This is a genomic window from Thiocystis violascens DSM 198 (assembly GCF_000227745.2).
Classification (GTDB): Bacteria; Pseudomonadota; Gammaproteobacteria; order Chromatiales; family Chromatiaceae; genus Chromatium; species Chromatium violascens.
Genome location: NC_018012.1, coordinates 933111 through 954727, shown reverse-complemented (window position 1 = coordinate 954727; position 21617 = coordinate 933111). Strand labels below are relative to the sequence as shown.

Annotated in this window: 13 protein-coding genes; 11 read left to right on the top strand and 2 right to left on the bottom strand. The window is 63.0% G+C overall.

Annotated elements, in window-relative coordinates; all coding sequences use genetic code 11:
* The first annotated feature begins 10 nt into the window (after positions 1 to 10).
* Together THIVI_RS22525 and THIVI_RS04295 are read left to right on the top strand one after the other, a co-directional pair.
* Positions 11 to 2929, top strand: a complete 2919-nt coding sequence (locus tag THIVI_RS22525) for a tetratricopeptide repeat protein (RefSeq protein WP_014777405.1) — start codon at positions 11 to 13, stop codon at positions 2927 to 2929.
* A 120-nt stretch (positions 2930 to 3049) separates the two neighbouring features.
* Positions 3050 to 5701: a tetratricopeptide repeat protein gene (locus tag THIVI_RS04295; protein WP_014777404.1), complete on the top strand. Its 2652-nt coding sequence runs from the start codon at positions 3050 to 3052 to the stop codon at positions 5699 to 5701.
* A 226-nt stretch (positions 5702 to 5927) separates the two neighbouring features.
* On the opposite strand, the gene THIVI_RS04290 is transcribed toward THIVI_RS04295, so the two are convergent.
* Positions 5928 to 8207, bottom strand: coding sequence for a tetratricopeptide repeat protein (locus THIVI_RS04290; RefSeq protein ID WP_014777403.1), 2280 nt, complete (start codon positions 8205 to 8207; stop codon positions 5928 to 5930).
* A gap of 492 nt (positions 8208 to 8699) precedes the next feature.
* Here THIVI_RS04290 and THIVI_RS25995 point away from each other — a divergent pair, with 492 nt between their 5' ends.
* The 3 genes from THIVI_RS25995 (at position 8700) to THIVI_RS04275 (ending at position 14899) form a co-directional block, all read left to right on the top strand.
* The gene (locus THIVI_RS25995) at positions 8700 to 10850 is read left to right on the top strand and encodes a flagellin N-terminal helical domain-containing protein (RefSeq protein ID WP_014777402.1); all 2151 of its coding nucleotides are present in this window, start codon (positions 8700 to 8702) and stop codon (positions 10848 to 10850) included.
* A gap of 249 nt (positions 10851 to 11099) precedes the next feature.
* Positions 11100 to 13085: a VWA domain-containing protein gene (locus tag THIVI_RS04280; protein WP_014777400.1), complete on the top strand. Its 1986-nt coding sequence runs from the start codon at positions 11100 to 11102 to the stop codon at positions 13083 to 13085.
* Positions 13085 to 14899, top strand: coding sequence for a BatD family protein (locus THIVI_RS04275; RefSeq protein ID WP_014777399.1), 1815 nt, complete (start codon positions 13085 to 13087; stop codon positions 14897 to 14899). Before THIVI_RS04280 ends, THIVI_RS04275 begins: the two co-directional genes overlap by 1 nt.
* A gap of 24 nt (positions 14900 to 14923) precedes the next feature.
* Here the strand turns inward: THIVI_RS04275 and folK are convergent, their stop codons facing one another.
* Positions 14924 to 15430: a 2-amino-4-hydroxy-6-hydroxymethyldihydropteridine diphosphokinase gene (gene folK / locus THIVI_RS04270; RefSeq protein WP_041447283.1), complete on the bottom strand. Its 507-nt coding sequence runs from the start codon at positions 15428 to 15430 to the stop codon at positions 14924 to 14926.
* Positions 15431 to 15566: 136 nt separating this feature from the next.
* Between folK and THIVI_RS04265 the strand changes: the two genes are divergently transcribed.
* From THIVI_RS04265 to THIVI_RS04245, 6 genes are all read left to right on the top strand, one after another.
* A complete protein-coding gene (locus tag THIVI_RS04265; RefSeq protein ID WP_014777397.1) occupies positions 15567 to 16205 on the top strand; it encodes a response regulator transcription factor in 639 nt (212 codons plus the stop codon).
* A gap of 202 nt (positions 16206 to 16407) precedes the next feature.
* Positions 16408 to 16614 (top strand): hypothetical protein, encoded by a 207-nt coding sequence (locus tag THIVI_RS24420; protein WP_014777396.1) that lies wholly within the window; start codon positions 16408 to 16410, stop codon positions 16612 to 16614.
* Between the two features lie 36 nt (positions 16615 to 16650).
* Positions 16651 to 17043 (top strand): PilZ domain-containing protein, encoded by a 393-nt coding sequence (locus THIVI_RS04260; RefSeq protein ID WP_157174361.1) that lies wholly within the window; start codon positions 16651 to 16653, stop codon positions 17041 to 17043.
* A gap of 328 nt (positions 17044 to 17371) precedes the next feature.
* Positions 17372 to 18844, top strand: coding sequence for a sigma-54 dependent transcriptional regulator (locus THIVI_RS04255; protein ID WP_014777394.1), 1473 nt, complete (start codon positions 17372 to 17374; stop codon positions 18842 to 18844).
* 43 nt (positions 18845 to 18887) lie between these two features.
* Entirely contained in the window at positions 18888 to 20462 is a 1575-nt protein-coding gene (locus tag THIVI_RS04250; RefSeq protein WP_157174360.1) for a hypothetical protein, read from the top strand.
* The gene (locus tag THIVI_RS04245; protein ID WP_041446823.1) at positions 20390 to 21547 is read left to right on the top strand and encodes a transporter; all 1158 of its coding nucleotides are present in this window, start codon (positions 20390 to 20392) and stop codon (positions 21545 to 21547) included. The genes THIVI_RS04250 and THIVI_RS04245 overlap by 73 nt, the downstream gene beginning before the upstream one ends.
* Positions 21548 to 21617 lie beyond the last annotated feature (70 nt).

Here is a 21617-nt window from a genome sequence, read left to right as displayed (position 1 = left end):
TGTTGGCACCGTGACCGATGAGACGGCGGATACAACTGCGCTCTTGCGCGAGGCCCTGGCCCATCACCAGGCCGGGCGCCTGGAAGTGGCCGAGAACCTTTATCGGGCGGCGTTAGCGATCGATGCCGGAACTGGCGATGCATACTCTTATCTCGGTTTGATCGAGATCGCCCGAGGTCGGAACGATGCGGCGATCATCAATCTGCGCCTGGCTTTGGAGCGTGCGCCAGAGAGACACGCCAACTGGCTCTCGCAGGTCGAGACCTTGCTGGAGCCGAGCCGGCACGAAGAGGCCCGTTTGGCGATGGATCGGGCGCGCTCGCATGACTCGAACAGCGCCGCCGTGCGTCCCCGCTCGCCCCGGACCTCATCTCCCGCGGAACGGGACGCGCTGGTCGCCTTATTCGGTCGCGGGCGGCTAAACGAGGCGCAAGCATCGGCCCGGCGGCTCGCCACGCGCTATCCCGACGACGCCTTTGGCTGGAAGGTTCTGGGGATCGTGCTCCTGGAGTGCGGCCAGGCGCGTGATGCCCAAGTGCAACTCGAACGCGCGCTCGATCTCGATCCCAAGGATGCAGCCGTCCTCAATAGCCTTGGCAATGCCTTCAAGATCCTGGGGCGCCTGGACGATGCATTGGACCATTACACCCGCGCGTTGCGGATCAGTCCGCGCTTTGCCGAGGCACACAACAATCGGGGCGGCACGCTTCTGTCGCTGGGCCATCTGGAAGAGGCATTGACGAGCCTGCGGGACGCCATCGCGTTAAAGGCCGATTTTGCCGAGGCCCATCACAACCTGGGTCAGGTTCTTGCCGAGCAAGGGCGATTCGACGAGGCCGTGGCCTCTTACCGCCAAGCCGGTCTGCTCAATCCTGACCTGGCTGGGCTCCAGCACAGCCTGGGCCTGGCGTTCTATCGCTTGGGACGGTTGGACGAAGCCCTGGCCTCGTTATCGCTGGCGGCGAGGAGCGAGCCCGATCAGGCCGGAGTACTCAGCGATCAGGGCAATATTTTGCGTGAACTCGGTCGTTTCGAGGAAGCGCGCGACAGCTATCGGCGCGCCCTTGCGATCGACCCCGCCAATGCCCTCGCGCACACGAATCTCGGGAATCTGTTGCGCGAACTCGGGCATCTTGACGAGGCCCTGGAGCATCATGCCGCAGCATTGAGGATTGCCCCCGATTATGCCGAAGGCTACTGCAATGCGGGACTGGTGCTGCAGGATCTTGGGCGTCTGGAGGAGGCCCGCGCGCATTACAGTCAGGCCCTCTCGATCAACCCGAATCTGGCGCAGGCGCATGGCAACCTGGGGAATTACTGGCAGGAGTTGAAGCGCTGCCACGAAGCCCTGGAGTGCTATCGGCGGGCGCTCGCCATCGAGCCGCGCTTCGCCGAAGCCCATAACAACATGGGTCTGGTCTTGCTGGAGCAGGGAAATTTCGACGAGGCACGCGAGCGCTTCGAGCAGGCCCTGTCGATCAGGCCCGATTATGTCGATGCCTATCTCAATCTCGGTACCTGTCATGGGAGAGTGGGACGCTACGACAAGGCCCTGGATTGTTTCGATCGCGCCCTTCGGATCAGCCCCGATCTGGCCACGCTCAAGCCCGGTTTGGTCAAGGTTCACAACGCCTTTCTCTTCATTTTGAATTACCATCCGGACAAGAGCGCCGAGGAGATTTACGCGGCCTATCGGGCCTTCGATCACGCCTTTGGCGAGCCGCATCGCGTGGGCTGGCGCGCCCACGCAAATGTGCGTGATTCGCGGCGACGGTTGCGGATCGGCTATGTCTCACCCGATTTTCGCGCCCATTCGGCCCGAGGATTTCTAGAGCCGCTCCTGGCCAATCATGATCGAAACGAGATTGAGGTAACGGCCTATGCCGAGTTGACGCAAGAGGACGAAGTGACCGCCCGCTATCGCGGCTATGTCGATCGTTGGGTCGCCACGCGAGGGGTGAGCGATGACGTGCTGGCCGAGCGTATCCGCGCCGACGGCATCGATATCCTGGTGGACCTGGCGGGTCACACCGCCAACAATCGCCTGGGCGTCTTCGTGCGCCGCCCGGCGCCGGTCTCGGTCTCCTGGATGGTGGGTTACGGCTATACCACGGGGCTCTCCGCCATCGACTATTTTCTGGCCGATGAAGCGATGGTTCCCCCCGGTAGCGAAGGTCTGTTCGCGGAACAGCCATGGCGGCTGCCGGTCCCCGCGCTCGTCTACCGACCGGCGGAGAGAATGGGTGATGCTGGGGCTCTGCCCGCACGGGATTTCGGCAATCTCTCTTTTGTCACTTTATCGCGCGCGGTGCGCATCAATCATCGCACCGTGCGCGTCTGGTCGGCGCTGCTTCAGCGTTTGCCCGGCGCGCGATTGGCCATCGATAGCAAGGATTTCGAGACGAAACGCGCGCAATCCGACATGTGCAAACGTTTCGCAGCGCATGGCATCGCCCCCGAGCGCCTGTTGATCGGCTGCCACAGCCCGCCCTGGGACTTGCTGCGTCACATGGACATCGGTCTCGACTGCTTCCCCCACAACTCCGGAACTACCCTGATCGAGTCGCTCTACATGGGCGTGCCCTTCGTCACCCTCGCCGGGCGCCCCAGCGTCGGGCGCATCGGCAGCACCATGCTCGCGGGCGCCGGACTCGGCGAATGGATCGCCCACAGCGAGGACGAGTACATCGAGAAGGCCGTCGCGCTGGCCAGCGACCTGGATCGTCTGGCGGCGCTGCGCGCCGGGCTGCGTACCCGGCTGGAGGCAGGCCCCTGGCGCGACGAGGCAGGCTTCGCGCGGCGGGTCGAGGCGGCCTATCGGGAGATGTGGCGGCGCTGGTGCGCGGGTGTCGGGGCGAATTCATGCGCCCCGACAAGGCCAATTGCATTCGATTCGGGCGAAGCGATTCGCCCCGACAAGGGGGCATGAATTTGCCCTGACACCGCCAAACGCGGCGGTTTCGCTCGGGTACGCACCGCGTTTCTTTAACACGCCCCATTCTTCCGGCATCGGATGGGATTGGCGCCAAGAATAAGGTGAATCGACCACATGAAGACTTTTTCGGATCTGCTCGCGGAGGGCTTGGCACATCATGGCGCGGGTCGCCTTGATATCGCCGAGGGCCTCTATCGAAGGCTGCTGGAGCGCGATGCGGATCACCCGGAGGCCAACCACGTCTTGGGTGTGCTGGAGGTTGAAAGAGGTCGCTTCGAGTCTGGATTGACGCATTTGCAACGGGCGCTGGAGCGCTCGCCAGAGACTGGCGCCTATTGGCAATCCCTCGCCGAGGGTCTGCTGTTGGCTGGACAGTCCGAGGATGCGCTGTCAGTACTTGAGCAGGCGCTGGCGAGCGGGCTCGACACGAGCGCCACCCGCGAACTCAAGGCCCGCATCGAACGCGCGATCATGGGCGATGGACCAGTCCAGGCCGAACCTGTCAGGGCCGACCATGACCGGCTGCTCGATCTGCTTCGCGCTGGCCGACTCGCGCAAGCCGAGAGCCTGGCGCGCCAACTCACTGAAACCGCTCCAACCGACCCTTTCGGCTGGAAGGTACTTGGCACGCTGTTGACCCAGGGCAAGCGCGAGCAGGATGCACTGCCGGTGCTGGAGCTGGAGCTGGCGCTGCGCCTGGCTCCTGGGGATGCGGAGACGCTCAATAGCCTGGGGCGCGCCTACCAGTCGCAACAACGGCTGGAGGACGCTGTCGACAGTTACCGCAAAGCCTTGGAAATACAATCGGATAGTCCGGAGATTTGGAACAATCTTGGGATTTCCCAGCAAAGTCAGGGGTATCCGAATCAGGCGCTGGCGAGTTTCGAGCGTGCGCTGACGCTGCAGCCCGACTATGTCAAGGCACACAACAGCCGCGGTCGCGCGCTCCGCGAACTGGGCCGAGTCGAGGAGGCGCTGGCCTGCCATGACCGGGCGTTGAACCTCGATCCCAAAAATGCCGATGCGCACAACAATCGTGGTCTGACGCTGATGTTGCTGGGTCGGATTGGCGAGGCCATTGCCAGTTATACCCAGGCATTGTTACTGCGGCCGGAGGATGCGGATACCTTGATCGTACTGGGCCTCGCCCTGAGTGATGTCGGGCGTTTCGATGAGGCGCTGACCTGCTATAAACACGCACTGGCGATCGCTCCGGATTCCGTGCCCGCCTACGTCAACCAAGGCATCTCCATGCATTACCTTGGGCGCGACGATACCGCCCTGGCCTGTTTCGATCAGGCGTTGTCGATCGATCCGGACGCGATCGAGGCATGGAGCAACCGGGGCATCGTCATGCAGCACCTTGGCCGCAAGGAGGAGGCATTGACCGCCTTGAATCGGGCATTGGAGATCAAGCCCGACTTCGCCATGGCCTTGAACAACCGCGGCAATGTGCTCAAGGATCAGGATCGGCTCGACGACGCGATCGCCGATTATATGAAGGCGGTGGACATCAAGCCGGATTTTGCGGTGGCCTATTCGAATGCCCTGTTTGTGTTGAATTACCACCCGGATAAGCCCGCTGGGGAAATTTTTGCCGCGTACCGGGATTTCAATCGTCGTTATTGCGAACCCCACCGGGTGGTCTGGCGCGCGCACGCCAATGACCGCGATCCCGAGCGGCGATTGCGGGTGGGCTATGTCTCCGCGGATTATCGCGGCCATTCGGCGCATTATTTTCTCGAACCGCTATTGGCGAACCACGATAAAGGGATCGTCGAGATCACGGCCTATTCGCAAGTGCTGCGCGAGGATGTCGTCACGACTCGTTTTCGAGACGATGCGGATCGCTGGGTGAAGACGTTGGGGATGAGCGATAGCGCGCTGGCCGAGCGTATTCGCGCCGACCGCATCGACATTCTGGTGGATCTGGCCGGTCATACCGGGGGCAACCGACTCGAAGTCTTCGCGCGTCGCCCGGCGCCGGTATCGCTGTCCTGGATGGGTTACGGCTACACCACCGGGCTCACCGCCATCGACTACTTTCTCACCGACGAGGTCATGGCCCCGCCCGGCAGCGAGGCCCTGTTCGCCGAGCAACCGTGGCGGATCGCCGTCCCCTCGCTCGTCTATCGCCCGGCGCCCGACATGGGCGCGGTCAGTCCATTGCCGGCGCTGGCGCGCGGTCATGTCACCTTCGGCACCCTCACGCGCAGCATCCGCATCAACCACCGAACCGTGCGGGTCTGGTCGGCGATCCTTGACCGTCTGCCCGCCGCCCGGCTGGTCATCGACAGCAAGGACTTCACAACGGTGTCGATGCAACGCGCGCTTGCCGCGCGTTTCGCTACGCACGGCATCGCCGCCGAGCGGCTCGCGATCGGCTACAGCAGCCCGCCCTGGGGCGTGCTGCGGAGCACGGACATTGGGTTGGACTGCTTCCCTCACAACTCCGGAACCACCCTGATCGAATCGCTCTATATGGGCGTGCCCTACGTCACCCTCGCCGGGCGCCCGAGCGTCGGGCGGATCGGCGGCATGATGTTGACGGGCGCTGGCCTGGAAGACTGGATTGCCGTGAGCGAGGACGAGTACATCGAGAAGGCCGTCGCGCTCGCGAGTGACCTGGAACGCCTGGCGACGCTGCGCTCCGGTCTACGTGCCCGGCTGGAGGCTGGCCCCTGGCGCGACGAGGCCGGGTTCGCGCGGCGGGTCGAGGCGGCCTATCGCGCGATGTGGCGGCGCTGGTGCGCCGAACAGGCGTAGGAGCGAATTAATTGGCCCTGATCGAAAGAATTTGCCCCGATCAAGGCGAAGACACTTCCCGGGCGAACCAATTCGCCCCTACCGTTATGAGTCGATGCTAGCGTCATGCTTTTGACGGCGGCGGATCGCGAAAACGGCCCTGAGTGTTCGATAGATTGACGTCATCCCGGGCGGGCGTTATGACTTGCCGGTCCGCCGATCTGACAGGCGTCACCCGATCAGTGGGTCAGCATCGTTTCTGCACCCAGAATTGATACATCCCGGAAAATGTCGTGGGGTTGTCCGCCTCGAACCGGTCCCAATGGTCCAGGCCGGTCGCGGTCGGGTCATCCGGAAAACGCCTCGCATAGCTCGCCCGCGTCTGCTGGTCGACGATGAAGCCGAGAAAATCCAACTCCAGCTCGCACAACAGCTTGGCAATCCGCGGCAGCGTGAAGCGATGCTCCTGGACATGAAACAGCAGATCGCGGCAGCCGCTGAGGCTGAAGAAATCCTGCCCCAGTGACAGTTGGCGGTATTCCGCCTGGTCGCGTCGGTCCATGATGTCCTGACGGCAGCGCCGGATATCGTCGGCCGTCGCTGCGTATCCCTGCCGGGCAATGAGGTCGCGGGCCATGACCACTGGACGGCGCGCCCGTTCGCTATAGAGTCCGAGATACATGAACCCGCCCGGACGCAGGCGCGTCAGCAACATCTTCCATCCGGCGACCGGGTCTTCCAGATGATGCAGGACGCCGACCGATTCGATGAGATCGAATTGCGCGTCGAACCCATCCAATCGCAGAAGATCGGCCTGGGCATAACGAATGTTCGTCAATCCCAACTCCAGCGTTTTGCGTTGCGCATACGCCAGGCTGCTCAGCGAAAGATCGATGGCCAGCACCTGGGCGCCCGGAAAGTTCAGGGCGGTCTCGATCGAATGTTGTCCGGTGCCGCAGCCGGCCACCAAGATGTCAATATTGGCGTGTTTGCGCAGCGATCGGAAGGGAACTCCGGGAAACTGCTGGCGGACATGGGCATCGACGGTCAGCGTTGGTGGAACGAGTGCGGCCCGCGCCCAGCGCGGATAGGGATTTTCCTCGTATTGGTTTCGCACCAGTTGCGAGACACCCTCGCCGATCCCGCTCAGGCTTGGCATCCCGCGGCGGTACTCGGCCTGTTCGAGCGGTTCGCGTAGCTGTTGGATCAGTACCTTCATGACCGGTTCCGGCCAATCCCGTTCCAGCAGGGTCGCGGCACCGGGCAGGCGGTCGAGCGGGCAATAGGCCGCCAGGATCGCTAGCTGCCGCGCAGTGACGGGTATTTGACACTGGAGCGCCGTCGCCAGCGACTCCCTCAGGGCTTCGCTCAGCGCGCGCTCGTCCGCCGTGACGGCATAGACATATTCGTTGAGATAACACTGCATGGCCAGCGCCGGAAACAGACGCAGCCAGGCGGGCGAGGGGGAGTTCTCGACGCAAACGGTCTCCAGGAGGGAGCGCCGCAGCAGGGTCAGGAGACGTTCCAGTCCCACGTCGCAGATCGGCGTGGTTTCCAGCAGCGCGACCAACAGTTCGTCATCGGCCAGGGCCGCGATCCCGGACGTCCCGAGCAATTCCTCGCGCGAGACAGGGTTGGGCCAGGCCCGCTCCGCGCGCTGGATGGCCGCGACGAGCGCCGGATTCAGTTGGAGGAAATCGCGGCCGACCGTCATCAATTCGTTAGGGCGGCACCATGCCTCCCGCAAGGCCCGGATCAGCAGGCGCCGGATCGCCGGATCCTCGTGCTGGAAACTCAGACGGCCAAGACAGCGGGCAAAACCGCTCCTGACCTTGATGGACTCCGGGTCGAACTCCAGCGCCCGCCGATAATGCCTCAGTCCCTCCTTCAATCGCCCAAGTTCGCGCAGGACGGATCCCATATTGTAGTGCGCCTGCGCGAAATCTGGTTTGAGCGCCAGGGCGTGCGCATAAGAAGCCAGTGCCTCCTCGGGGCGATTCAGTGCCTTCAGGACGTTACCACGGTCATTGAGCGCAATCGGCGAGTCCGGATTGATCGAGAGCGCGCGATCGAGACTCGCCAGTCCTTCCGCCGGGCGGCCCAGCAGCGCGAGCGCGTTGCCCCGATTGGCATGGGCACCTGCGTAGTCCGGCTTGATCGACAGGGTGCGCTCGAACAGCCCCAGAGCATCCTCCGCGCGTCCCAGATCCTGAAGCGTCTTACCCAGGCTGTTCAGACATTCGCTATCGCGCGGGGCGATTTCGGTCGCGCGCTGGAGGGTCGTCAGTGCCTCGTGATGACGGCCGCGCGCCAGCAGCGCCGTGCCCAGCGCCTTCCACCCAAAGGCGGCCTTCGGATAACGCTCGGCGAACTGGCGCGCCAGTGTCTCCACCTCCGCCAAACGCCCGGCGTTGAAGAGCGCGACCAAGGCATCCTGCTCGGCTGGCGGGGGCGACCGCCCATGAGTCAACTTTTTGACGGTATTGGTGCCCGCTTGTCTGCGGCCTGTGGTGGTTTTTTTACGCATCGAGTCTGACCGCCCTTGCTGGAGGGACTTGGAAGACATGGGAGCGGCTGGAGAAGGCATCCCGCCAAATCCCAAAATCGCTGATAGAAGATATGGATAGCGACTCCTCCGCGCACGCCGCCAGTGGGCCGCGTGTCAACGCACACCGGCAAGCGGGTACGACGATGGCGAGTCGGGCGGCGTCGGCATGCGGGGCTCCGCACGCGGCAATCGCAGTGGCATATAAAGTGCTTGAATAGGTCTGCGCATGGTCGCTGGCGACGGAGAATACCGCATTGGCCGATACCCCGCGCAAAACTTCGATTGCCCCGGCAATTCTCATTTCGACGTAGGGCGATGGCTGGGCAAACCTAAAAGCATGACGTAGGAGCCCGTTTGCGGGCGACTAGGCAGATCCAAAGGCGTCTTGGCGGGTTACGTTGCCCGCAAGCGGGCTCTTGCCGCCGCTTTCGCCCAAGGGGCCGCTGGTGCGTCAACGACAGGAGATCAGTCATGTCCTTGGTTATCAACACCAACGTTGCCTCGCTGAACGCGCAGCGCAATATCACCAAGTCCCAGTCCAGCCTGAGTCAGTCGATGGAGCGGTTGAGCAGCGGTCTGCGCATCAACTCGGCCAAGGACGACGCGGCGGGTTCGGCCATCGTCAGCCGTCTGACCTCGCAGGTGAAGGGACTCGATCAGGCAGTGCGCAACGCCAACGACGGTATCTCGCTGGTGCAGACCGCCGAAGGCGCGTTGAGCGAGTCCAGCAACATCCTCCAGCGCATGCGCGAACTGTCGGTGCAGTCCGCCAACGGCACCTACACCAGCGGCAACCGCACCACCCTCAACGCCGAGACCCAGCAGTTGGTCAAGGAGTTGAACCGCATCTCCGAGACCACCAACTTCAACGGACTGAATCTGCTCGATGGTACTTCCCAGGAGGTCACGTTACAGGTCGGCGCCGACGCCAATCAGGTTATAAGCGTCAGCATCGGGGTCATGGATGCCGCGTCCCTGGGCATCGCCGACTCCGCGGGCATCGGCTCCGTGACCCGGATCGGCACCGGGACCGCTGCGACGTCTTCCGCCGCCAATGTTGCCACGGCCATGGCAGCTTCCGCCGGCAATGCGGGGGTCTTGGCCTCCGGCGATCTGATCATCAACGGCATTGCCATCGACGGCGCCGCCGGTGCTTCCGATACCGCCTCGACCTACGGCAAGAGCAGCAGCGCCATCGCCATCGCTGCGGCGATCAACGAGAAGAGCGATCAGTCCGGCGTCACGGCGGTGGTGGGCGAGACCCGCCTGGGCGGCAGCAGTATGCTCGCCGGGATCGTGACTGGCACCATCCAGCTCAATGGCGTTTCCATCGACCTAACGACGACGGACGACGCGACGACCACGCGCGCCGCCGTGATCCGGGACATCAATCTGGTGTCGGAGCGGACGGGCGTCATCGCCGTCGATAGCGGGACCGACATGGGCGGTATCACCCTGACGGCGGCGGATGGGCGCAATATCTCGCTGATCGAGACCGTCGGCAATTTGACCACGGGCAACTACACTGGTCTCGGTTTCGCCGGTGCCTCCCTCACCACTGCCCTTGCCACCGGCACCGTCACCCTGGTGGCCGACGGCGGCAAGGAGATCACCATCGCCTCGGGCGCGACCGGCAACGCCAAGGATGCCGGCTTCAGCGAGGGCACCTACAGCGGCACCGCCACCCAGGTCGCCTCAAATCTAAACGATGACCTCCATGCCATGACGATCGGCAACCTGCTGGTCAACGGGGTGCCGGTAGGTCCGTCCTACGCCACGGACGACACCGCCTCATCGGCCAACCAAGACGCTAGCGCCATCGCCAAGGCGGCCGCCTTCAATCTGGTATCCGACAAGACCGGGGTGACCGCGACGGCGAACCCGAATATCGCCAAGAACACGACGCTCCAGGCGACCGGCGCCGTAGCCGTTTCCGGCAGCATCAACGGGGTCGCCATTACCACCTTCACCTCGGTCGCCGGCAACGATGCCCGGAGCGCCAACCGTCAGTCTCTGGTCAATGCGATCAATGCCATTGCCGAACAGACCGGCGTGCGGGCGATCGATACCGGCGAGGACGGCTCTGCGACGGGCGGCGGCGTCCAGCTCGTCGCCGATGACGGGCGCAATATCGTCGCCAATATCGCCAATGGCGCGAATGCCGGCTTCAACTCGGCCGTGGCGACCGCCTATGTCGGGGAGTTCACGCTGCACTCCGACCAGGAGATCGTGATCGAACGGGGGATGGACGACCATCTTGCCTACTCCGGCTTGACCGTGGGCACCTACGGCGGCGGCGAGGACGGCCAGTCGCTCGCCAGCATCGACATCTCGACCATTGAGGGGGCGAACAAGGCGATCGTGGCCATCGATAACGCCCTCGAAAAGGTCAACAACGTGCGTGCCGACCTGGGCGCGGTCAACAACCGGCTGGACTTCACCATCAACAACCTGTCCAGCATCTCGCAGAACGCGACGAACTCGCGCTCGCGCATCCAGGACGCGGATTTCGCGTCGGAGACGGCGATGCTCTCCAGATCGCAGGTGTTGCAGCAGGCGAGCTCGGCCATGCTGGCCCAGGCCAACGCAGCGCCAGAACAGGTGCTTTCGCTCCTGCGCTAGCAGCCTGTCGGGCTTTCGAGCTTCCAGGGGTTGACCGGCTTGGTAGACTGACGCCCACCTTCAGGACGCACGCCGATGCCTGACTTCCGCCTGATCGATCGCGACCTCCCCTTGGAGCTGCCCTTTCGATTCGGTGGTTTTTCTCATGATTTCCCGCTGACAGACCTGGCGGCGATGCACTGAACCGTCGAGCGATTGTATGCTGGTCTTCTCGATTGGTTTTATCCGAACCCTGTCTCGACACAAATCATGTCATTCGATGCCCATTTTCTCCGTCCGCTCTGGCTGCTGGCCTTCCTGCCGCTGGCGCTGCTGCTTTTGATCCTGTGGCGACAGCGGCAAGCCGGCGCGTCGGTCTGGCGGGGTCTGGTCGATCCGCATCTGCTGCCGCATCTGCTGGTGGGCGAGGAGGGGCAATCCAGGCGCTGGCCGCTCGTCCTGCTTGGACTCGGCTGGTCGCTGGCGGTGCTGGCCCTGGCGGGTCCGGTCTGGGAACGCCTGCCGCAGCCACTGTTCTCCACCGCGAGCCAGCGGGTCATCCTGCTCGACCTTTCGCCCAGTATGAACGCGGCCGATGTGCCTCCCTCGCGGCTGGCGCGGGCGCGTTTCGAGCTGCTGGATCTCCTGCACGCATCGACCGAGGGCCAGGCGGCCCTGCTCGCCTTCGGTCCCGAAACATTCGTCGTCGCGCCGCTCACCGGCGATGCGCGGACCATCGCCGCGCAGGTTCCGCAATTGACCACGGATCTGATCCCGGTCCCTGGCCCGCGTCGCACCGATCTGGCGCTCGAACAGGCGGGCGAGATGCTGGCGCGAGCGCAAGGGCAGGGCGGCGACATCGTTCTGATCACGGACGGAGTCGGCGAGCTGGCCGCTTCGCTGGAGGTCGCCCGGCGGCTCCAGGCCGCCGGTCACCGGCTGTCGGTGCTTGCGGTGGGAACCACGAAAGGCGCGCCCGTGCCAACCGGCACGGGCGGATTCGTCCAGGATACCGCGGGCGGTATCCAGATTGCCCGGCTCCAGTCGGAGACCTTGCGCGAACTGGCCCGTGCGGGCAAAGGCCGTTATCTGGAGGCCGAGGTCGGCGATCGCGATACCCTGACGCTGCTCGCGGCGGGTCCGGAACGGGGCGAACGGATCGCAGAAACGGCCTTGACCGCCGACCAATGGCGCGAGGAAGGCCCCTGGCTCCTCTTGGCGCTACTGCCGCTGGCCGCACTGGCCTTTCGGCGTGGCTGGTTGCTGCCGGCCCTATTGCTCGCCTTGATGCTGCCTCCGCGTCCGGGTCTTGCCTTCGGCTGGCCGGATCTCTGGTCGCGTCCCGATCAGCGGGCCGCGCGCCAGTTCGCGGCCGGCGATGCACAGTCTGCCGCAGACCAGTTTCGCGATCCCGCCTGGCGGGCAGCGGCGCGCTATCGCTCGGGCGATTATGCCGCTGCGCTGGACGATCTCGCGGGACTGCAAGACCCGGAGGCGGATTACAATCGGGGCAACGCGCTGGCGCGTCTCGGCCAGTTCCAGGAGGCGGTCGATGCCTATGAAGATGCTCTGAAACAAAACCCGGATCAGGCCGATGCCCGGCATAATCTGGAACTGGTACGCCAACTCCTCGAACAACAAAACCCGTCGGATCGACAGCAGAATCCGTCGGAGCAAGATCAATCGAATGGGGAGGGCGGGGAGTCGTCCGGAGAGGAGCGGAATCAAGGACAGGATCAGGGCGAGTCGGGGGCTAGCGACCGGGAAAACGCGCAAGACGGCGATCAGGCATCCGAACCGGGAGAATCCGATTCACGTGGCGATCAGGACGAAGGGGCTGCATCCGCGTCGAACGAAGCGACCGAACCGGCGGGCGAACAGACCGCTTCCCAGCGTGACGAACAAGGTTCGGATGCGGATGCCGCGTCAGGGCGCGACGCAGGCTCGCCCAACGACCCGGACGCCGGCGATTTCAGCCCGGATGCACTGAACGCCGGAACGCAACCGGACGAGTCCGGGCCGACAGGCGACGATCAGGCCGAGACCGCGAGTTCGACCATGACCGATCCGGCTGACCGGCGACCGGACGGGGAGCCCGAGTCATCCGTCAGCGCAATCGATTCGCTCACACCCCAGGAACGCGAGCAGCAACAGGCCATGGAGGCGCAACTGCGCCGCGTTCCCGACGATCCGGCCGGACTGCTGCGCCAACGCTTCCTGTTACAACATCTCCGCCGTGAGGGACGTTTGCCGTGATGCCGAAATGCCGATCACTGAAACATCTGTCCAGTCTGTCGATTTTGTTGTTACTGGCGACATCGCTTGCCTGGGCCGCCAATCTCCAGGTGCAACTGGATCGCAACCGTCTGACCGTGCAGGACACCCTGACCCTGCGACTCATCGCGGACGGCACCACAAGCGGCGAACCCGATTTCACGCCGTTGACGCAGGATTTCGACATCCTCGGCCGGGGACAAAGCAAGATGACGAGCATCGTCAACGGCGCCATGTCCCATACCCGCCAGTGGACCCTGGAACTGGCGCCCAAACGAACCGGTGCGTTGTCGATTCCATCCCTTTCGCTCGGAAACGCCCGCAGCCAGAGCCTGACGGTCGAGGTCACCGAATCGAATGGCGGCGGCGCGGAGGACGGGTCCAGGCCCATCTTCCTGGAGGCCGACGCCGAGACCAAAGCGCCCTATGTTCAACAAGCGTTCGAGTATCGGGTGCGAGCGTATTTTCAGGACGAGCCGCTGCGGGCAACGCTGTCCGATCCGCTGGCGGATGGGGCGACCGTCGAACGGATCGGCGAGGATCGCGGTTATGAGGAGTTCGTCGATGGTCAGCGCTATCTGGCGATCGAACGTCGCTACCGCGTCATCCCCAATCGCAGCGGTCCGCTCGCCATCCAGGGTCCGCGTCTGGAGGCCGTGGTTCCCGATACCCGCGCGGGCCGTCAACACGACCCCTTCGCGGATCTGGATCAGGCCTTTGGCGGCACGCTCTTTCAGGGTTTTCCGCAGATGCAGGGTCTGGGCAATCCAGGGCGGCGCCTGGTGGACCGGGCGGGCGATCTGGAGATTCAGGTCCGCGCCCAGCCGGACGGCTCCGGGACGCCATGGCTGCCGGCGACCTCGGTGCAGATCGCGGATGAGTGGACACCCAGTCAACCGACCTTTCGGGTGGGCGAACCCCTGACCCGCACCCTGACCGTCACCGCGCAGGGCGTGACCGCGGCCCAGTTGCCGACGCTGGATCTCGGCACGCTGGACGGCGTTCAGGTCTATCCGGATCAACCCCAAAGCGAGGATCTGTCCGGTGAGTCGGTCCCCACGGCCATCAAGAGCTTCAAGATCGCGCTGGTGCCGACGCGCGCCGGGCCTCTCACCCTGCCCGAGATTCGGCTGCACTGGTGGGATACGGTCGCCGACGAGCCGCGGGTTGCCGTCGTCCCGGCGCGCACTCTGGAAGTCGCCGCCGCGCCGTCGGGCGGCGCCGGGCCATCGCCCGTGATCGAAGCGACGACCGGGAGCGAACCGACGGGAAGCGCCGAATCCTCCCCGGATGCGACACGGCAACCCAGATCGCCAGCACATCCCGGCATCGGCACGACCGGTTTCTGGCCCTGGCTCACGCTCCTGCTGGGACTGGCCTGGTTGGGAACGCTTGTCTGGTGGCGTCGGGAGCGCCGTTCGCGGCTGACAGTCACCAATCCGATTCAGGAAGCGCAAGATCGGCGGGCCGCGTCCCTGAACGCGGCCCGCCGCCAGGTCGAAAAAACCTGCCTGGCCGGCGATGCGCGGGCCGCGCGCGCGGCGCTTCTCGATTGGGCGCATGCGCGCTGGCCGGATCATGCCCCGCAAGGACTGAGCGAGTTAGCCAACCGGTTGGGCGGGGAAGAGATCGGCGATCTCCTGCATGTGATCGACCGCGCCATCTATGCTCCGCCCGGCGAGGTTTGGGATGGCGCGGCGGCCTGGCAAACGTTGGCGCCCTGGCTCGGTGGCGCGACGCGGGACGCGCCGGCGCGGGCGGACGATCCGCTTCCGGAACTCTACCCTCGCACCTGATATGGCCTGAGAAGGTCTGGCCGCTTACGTCTGTTTTGCCGACGGCACTCGCGCGACGATCTGGCGATATTGGATTTCCTGCGTCAGGTCGCTGAGCGGACGCCCAAGTTCGGGGTGAATGATTTCCGGCGCAATCTCGATCAGCGGTATCAGCATGAAATCCCGGAGCAGTAAACCTGGGTGAGGAATTTTGAGATTGCTGTCGTCCAGGATCGTGTCGCCGAAGAGCAGAAGATCCAGGTCGATGGTGCGTGGGCCGTTTTTCAGGATTCTGAGTCGTTCCAGACGAGTTTCGATCGCCTGTGTCTCGGCGAGGAGTTGGCGCGGCGAAAGGCGGGTTTCCAGCCCGATCACCAGATTGATGAACTCTGGCTGCGACTCGATCCCCCAGGGACTGGTGCGGTACCAGGAGGATTCCAGGACCAGTCTTGAGTCGGGAAGGCTCCGCAACCTATCCAGACAACAAGGAATGTTCCGCCAGGGTTCGATATTCGAGCCGACGGCAATATAGGCATGCGCTTGCTGAATCATCCGCGCATGATACCGCGACAGGAAGCACGGTTTCGCTTGACTCTGGTTGTATTTTTGCAATCGTTCGACTATTGAGAATGAGCGTAGTCGCAAGACTTTGTTCCAACGTTCCAGTCGATTGCCAGGAGGCTGCTGAATGCACGAAAAGCAGACGGTTTTTTTGGTCGATGACGATCCTGCGATGCGTGAATCGCTGGTCTTGATTCTCGAATTGGCCGGTTATCGAGTCAGAAGCTTCGCCTCTCCCCATGACTTCCTAGAGGCATTTTCCGCCCTGGAACCCGGTTGCCTGCTCCTCGACCAGCGGATGCCCGAGATGAGCGGCATCGATCTGCAGGAACTGCTCCTGGCGCGAGGCTGTCCCCTTCCCATCATTTTTCTGTCCGCCTTCGGCGATGTCCCGACGACCGTGCGGGCGATCCGGGGCGGTGCGATCGATTTTCTGGAAAAGCCGACCAGTCAGGACATCCTGCTTCAGCGCGTTGAAGCGGCCTTGGAAGAGGATCGCAAGCGGCGCGAGGAGGTCGCCGTGGAAAGCGAAATCCGTCAGCGTTTCCAGCAATTGACGCCGCGCGAACAGGATGTCATGTCGCTGACCACCCAGGGATTCACCAATAAGGATATTGCCCGTCAACTCGGAATTAGTCCTCGAACCGTGGAAAATCATCGGTCGCGCATGATGTTCAAAATGGGCGCGGCCAACTTCGCTGAATTGTGTCGTCTATCGGCGATTTGCACATCCGCTTCCGGTAAGGCGTCTCTGACGAACAATTGAGTATTTTTACGGATTCCTGGATGACGCGGCATGATCTACGCTTTCCTAAAGTATTGCCTCGTTCTTGAGATCACGGCCCCGACGACCGCCATCATGGCGCGATTGTATTCAGGCGTGACGGATCGGGTCTTCGGATTTCGGCGGATTGACTTGAGTACGCAGGCGGCTTCATTCCTCACTGATCGATTGACGAGGCATGACGATGAACATCGACACTCAGATCCAAGGGGCGATTCCAGGAACGCTCTTGACTCCAGGAACACTCTTATCGGTCTCCGCGCAGGTCAAGCAAGAGGCGGTGCGCTGGAGAGAAGCGGCCTCCGCGAACCACTGGGAAGTGCTCGCCGCGCCGATTCGGCGAGACGCGCGCAATTCTCGCTATTCCCCCCCATCCCCGCCGGTCAATTAACCGGCATGACCGCGTATCGTCCGAGATTGCCGGGCCTTGGATCGTCGGGCAATCTCTCTTGCCACCGAGGCGTTCCGCGCGAGCGACGCGAGGCATGCCAGAAAGCGAGTGAAATCGATGGATCACCGGCTTGGACAGCGTGTCGACATCACTCTCCCCGTGCGCCTACGTTTCCAGGATCAAACAAACCATTCAGGTTTCACCGTCAATGTCGGCAGAGGCGGGATGTTTGTCGAAACGCGCGCCCCCGTGCCCGCTCATGGCTGCGTCGAGGTTCAGATCGCGCTTGATCTGTCGGCTGGCGGCCAGGACATCCTGCTCTCGGCCTTTGTGGTCCACCGCTTCGGAAGCGGTTTGGGTTTGATGTTTCGCGATCTCGACGCATCGAACGGGCAAATGATCGAAAACTTGTTGATTCAATTCGGCTGATTCCGCATTCCGGGTCTTTCCGCTTTCCGGCGCGATCCCCGACGGACGCTTTGTCGGCGGCTTCCGCTTGTATTGCAGGTATCCGCAGGGATGTCGTGGCGCGTTTGGGAATGAGTAGTTCCCCGGATACTTGAGTGTATCTTCCTCGTTTATTCTGTCGCCAATGAACTCGATTGCCTGGCTGAAGATTGCTTCGATTTTGAGAAACTGCGTTCGGCGAACAGGGGCGGGTCAAGCGAAGCCCTCCTTATCTTCCGGCGCAGATCTCGACATCAGGAATTGCTGAGTCCCCTGAGTGTGCATGAAGAGGGAAGGAGGCTGACTACGAATGCAAACGAATGGAAGTGCCTATTCGACTCGTGTGCGAAATCTGATCTATGTCGCCAGTCCGCCTCGGACCGGGTTGACGCAACATCTCTGCGAAGCGGGCTGGAACGCCTATATTGCGGATGATCTCGGCCAGGTAACCGAGATCTGTCATGGTCGCGAACTCTCGGTCGGGCTCGTTGAAATCAGCGATCCGGAGACCGGCGCACAGTTGCTTCCGCAGTTGGTCGATATTTCCGGAAGCGACCTCAACTGGATTGCGCTGATCGCTCCCCAGCACCTACAGCATGCGGAAATACGTCGCGCCATTGCGCGATTCTGCTATGACTTCAGTACTCTGCCAGTGCCCTTTGAACGGTTGGCCGTGACGCTTGGACGCGCTCACGGAATGACCGAGCTTCGCCAAAAGATGAGTGAGATCGATCGCGACGCGTCCGCGCAATTCGGTATCGTCGGTATCAGCGACGCCATCAAGGCGGTCAGACGATCCATTATCACCTTTGCGGTACCGGATGCCCCGGTGCTGATCATTGGCGAGACCGGAACCGGCAAGGAGCTGACCGCCTCCGCCATTCACGCCCTGTCGAGACGCGGCACAGGCCCGCTCGTGACGGTGAACTGCGGAGCTTTACCGGCGTCATTGATCCAATCGGAATTGTTTGGCTACGAAAAAGGTGCGTTCACAGGGGCCGAGCGACGGGTGATCGGAAAGCTCGAAGCGGCCAATACGGGAACCATCTTTCTCGATGAGATTGGAGATCTGCCGTCCGAGCAACAGGTCAACCTACTGCGCGTACTACAGGAGCATCGGGTGCAGCGCGTCGGCGGATATGCCGAAATCGATCTGGATCTGCGAGTCATCGCGGCAACCAATGCCAATCTCGAACGCGCGGTCAAGGAAGGCCGGTTCCGCGAGGATCTCTATTATCGGCTGAATGTCCTGTGCTTGACGTTGCCGCCTCTGCGGGAACGGATCGAGGATATCGAGATCCTCGCCCGCCACGCCTTCCAAACCCATCTCCACGAGCGAACCCACAAAGTCAAGGATTTTGGCCAGAATGCCTGGAAGGCGATGCGGTCGCACGCCTGGCCGGGGAATGTGCGAGAACTCATCAACCGTGTGCGTCGTGCCGTGATTACTTGCGAGCGGCCGTTGATTGGCGCGAATGATCTTGGGTTGGGCGATCTCGCGAGGGCTGGTAACGGCGGTTCGCTGAACGATGCCCGATCCCGCGCCGAGCATGAATTATTGACCCGAATCCTGCGGCAGACCGGCGGCAATGTTTCCGAGGCCGCGCGACGCATGGACGTGACCCGCGCAACGCTCTATCGGCTGATCCGGAAATATGACATCAATCTCGATACCGATCTGGAGGCTTCGTCACCGGTCGAGACGGGCATCCAGATCCGGCGTCCACTCAATGGTCAGCAGGTCTTGCCATTTGACGCTCGTCAACTGCACAAAGTGCGTTGAGGCGACCATGGCATCGGGTCGAAGCGGTTTCGGGAAGTCCTGGATGCTCATCGTTGGCGTCCTGAGTTCCTGGATGGGCAGCGCTCCCGCTGGAGAAATCCCCAGTGCGCGGACCGCGAGCAACATCATTACTCTGGTGACGATTTCCGGCGGTCAGCCCACTCTGATCGCCAATCCAGCCGCTTACGCGAGCGTGGCAACAAATAGTGTGGCCGTGTCCATGTCGACGACAGTGCGTGCCATCCAGGATGCTCTCGGGCTTCCGGTTCTGGCGACCAATGGCATCAGCCTCTACCAAGCCGGATCGAGTGTGGATCTGTCGGCGATTGTCGCGGACCAGGTTGTCGTCGGGGGGGCGATTGCACCAGATGAACCACTCGTCGTCTTTCGCGGGAGCAGCGAGACGTTGGCGGCCGCGAGTTTTGCCGAATTACTGTTCGCGCGCGCGGGCACGGTCAGCCAGGGCGTGCTGGATGGCGCAATCCTGAACGGTTCGAACGGCGGCTCTTCGCTCAATCTGAGCTGGTACCTGGACGATTGGCTGATTCTGGACGTGGAGCCGATCGGCGGACTGGCCTTGGTTAGCCAGCGAGTCCAGTTCTTTCAGGTATCAGCGACCGGGCAGGAACAAAGTCTCGGGGAGGTGAGCCTGCTCGCCTGGCTGGAGGATGGGGAGGCCAGCCTCCGCGTCTTCGATGGCCTTGATTCAAGCGCTTTCCAGGGTTGGGTCGGCGACTCGCTGGTCTTCGCGCCTGGCATCCTGCTTCAAACATCCATCGCCCTGCCCGCGAGCGAACAATCCATCTCACTGCGTATTGTCGACACCCGCGCCGAGGTCTCGATCGCGGCGGCGCCACGGGCAAGCCTTCCGGTTCTGTCCGGCGTTGGCTCCCGTCCTGTGCCTGAAGGCGAGGATGCCCCGCGAGTGTACTGGGATCCCGAAACCGGCATCCTTCGCTTCGACCCGCTTCCAATCAATTGGAGCGGCGGCGTTCTCCCTGACCAGGCCGACGATGCGCTGCTCTCTGGCGGCAAGATCGAGATCGGCGATTTTCGCTACTTCGGTGAGTCGGATGGGCGGCGCTATTTTGTCGGTGGCACCCTGACACTGACAGACAGCCAAGGCGCGCCACTGCTCAGCGCCAGCCTGCCCGCGCTGGTCCTTGAGGACAGCCTGTTTCAGTTCCAGGGATTCAATCTGTTCGCGCCGATTCTCAATATTCTGGACGTGAATCCGGACCGTTCCGGATGGCTCGATGGACTCGCCGATCTGTTGACCATGGACTCAACGTATCTGCCGGAGTTGTTCCTCGGCGTCGATGACCTTGCCTTGAGCAAGAACCTCTGGAATGCGTCATTCGATGCGCCCGTCAACGGCATGCTCGCATTTGCCGGAATCGCCGCGCCTCTCGATCTCGAGAACTGGCATGGGGCGATTCCGCTGCCCGCCACCATTGCACTGATCGCGTGTGGATTCGCCCTGATGCTGCTGCGGTGCCCCGGATTTTCGATAACCACAGTCACTCACCGATCGGGAAAGTCATCATGGAAATGCGAAGACAGGAATACCCACGCCGCGCGGCCGCTGCCTCGTTTATCGTCCTGGCCATGGCGTTAAGTCATCCGTGGGCTGCGTTGGCTGCGCCGTCCGGAGTCAATGCCGAGATCGACTCGCTGCGCCGCACGGTTGACGAGTTGCTCCAGCGCGTCAAGGAACTGGAGCAACAACGCGCCAGCCGCTCGCCAACGGGAGACGAATCGTGGGCGGCAAAAACGTCCGTGGCGTCGCCTGGCTCGGAACGGACGCCATCCGCGCCCGCCGTCGGCGCACCCAAGGCGGCGGGCCCTGGCGCGATCGCGGTCGACGAACTGGCGGCCGAACGCGCACTCGAACGGACCCTGACCGCCGAAGGCGCGCTTCTGCTCGGTCCCAAACAGTTCGACGTGGAGCCAAATTTCAATTACGTCCGGCGTGAATCCGACCAGTCGATGCTGATCGTCGCGGATGGCGCGATCGGCATCCGGCGGGCGTTGACGCGCCGCAACGAGTTCGATCTGGGACTGAGGATACGTGCCGGTCTGCCTTTTTCGTCCCAGTTTGAATTGGATCTCCCTTACCGGTGGGTCGATCAATCCCTGGTGCTACCCGTTGGGCTCACTGGAGTCAATGAGACGAGCAATCAGGGGAGTTCCGTGGGGGACATCAAGGTCGGGTTCGCAACCACCCTGCTGCGCGAGCGCGGCTGGCGTCCCGACCTGGTCGGGCGCGTGACCTGGGATACCGATACCGGCGACCAGATGGACGGGGTCGTGCCCATGGGGATCGGCTACAACGAGTTGCGCTTCGGGCTGACCGCGCTCAAGCGACAGGATCCGCTCGCCTTCACGACGTCGCTTTCCTACACCACGACGTTTGAAAAGGACGACATCAAGCCTGGCGACCAATGGGGACTCTTGCTGGGAGTCTCGCTGGCGGCGAGCCCCGAGACATCCCTGAGTCTGGCATTGGTGCAAAGTTTCAGCGGGGAAGTCGAAATCAATGGCCATCGGATCGCCGGCAGCGACCAAGTGAGCAGCGTCCTGGCCTTGGGCGCCTCCTCGATCCTCGGGCGGCGCACCCTGCTCTCCGTCAGCCTGGGCATCGGACTGACCGATGACGCCCCGGACTATTCGGTGAATCTGTCGCTGCCGATGCGATTTTGAGGGACGCTCGGGAGGGGAGGTGGGCGATCCAGGCGAATCGCCCGTTTCATCCTGGGGCATCGTGGGTTAC

What these genes read in the sequence shown, in the direction of transcription:
- folK (WP_041447283.1), bottom strand. Translation starts at nt 15,430, where the DNA reads ATGATTCAGCAAGCGCATGCCTATATTGCCGTCGGCTCGAATATCGAA.
- THIVI_RS24420 (WP_014777396.1), top strand. Translation starts at nt 16,408, where the DNA reads ATGAACATCGACACTCAGATCCAAGGGGCGATTCCAGGAACGCTCTTG.
- THIVI_RS04290 (WP_014777403.1), bottom strand. Translation starts at nt 8,207, where the DNA reads ATGCGTAAAAAAACCACCACAGGCCGCAGACAAGCGGGCACCAATACC.
- THIVI_RS25995 (WP_014777402.1), top strand. Translation starts at nt 8,700, where the DNA reads ATGTCCTTGGTTATCAACACCAACGTTGCCTCGCTGAACGCGCAGCGC.
- THIVI_RS04245 (WP_041446823.1), top strand. Translation starts at nt 20,390, where the DNA reads ATGGAAATGCGAAGACAGGAATACCCACGCCGCGCGGCCGCTGCCTCG.
- THIVI_RS04280 (WP_014777400.1), top strand. Translation starts at nt 11,100, where the DNA reads ATGTCATTCGATGCCCATTTTCTCCGTCCGCTCTGGCTGCTGGCCTTC.
- THIVI_RS04265 (WP_014777397.1), top strand. Translation starts at nt 15,567, where the DNA reads ATGCACGAAAAGCAGACGGTTTTTTTGGTCGATGACGATCCTGCGATG.
- THIVI_RS04275 (WP_014777399.1), top strand. Translation starts at nt 13,085, where the DNA reads ATGCCGAAATGCCGATCACTGAAACATCTGTCCAGTCTGTCGATTTTG.
- THIVI_RS04250 (WP_157174360.1), top strand. Translation starts at nt 18,888, where the DNA reads ATGCTCATCGTTGGCGTCCTGAGTTCCTGGATGGGCAGCGCTCCCGCT.
- THIVI_RS04295 (WP_014777404.1), top strand. Translation starts at nt 3,050, where the DNA reads ATGAAGACTTTTTCGGATCTGCTCGCGGAGGGCTTGGCACATCATGGC.
- THIVI_RS04255 (WP_014777394.1), top strand. Translation starts at nt 17,372, where the DNA reads ATGCAAACGAATGGAAGTGCCTATTCGACTCGTGTGCGAAATCTGATC.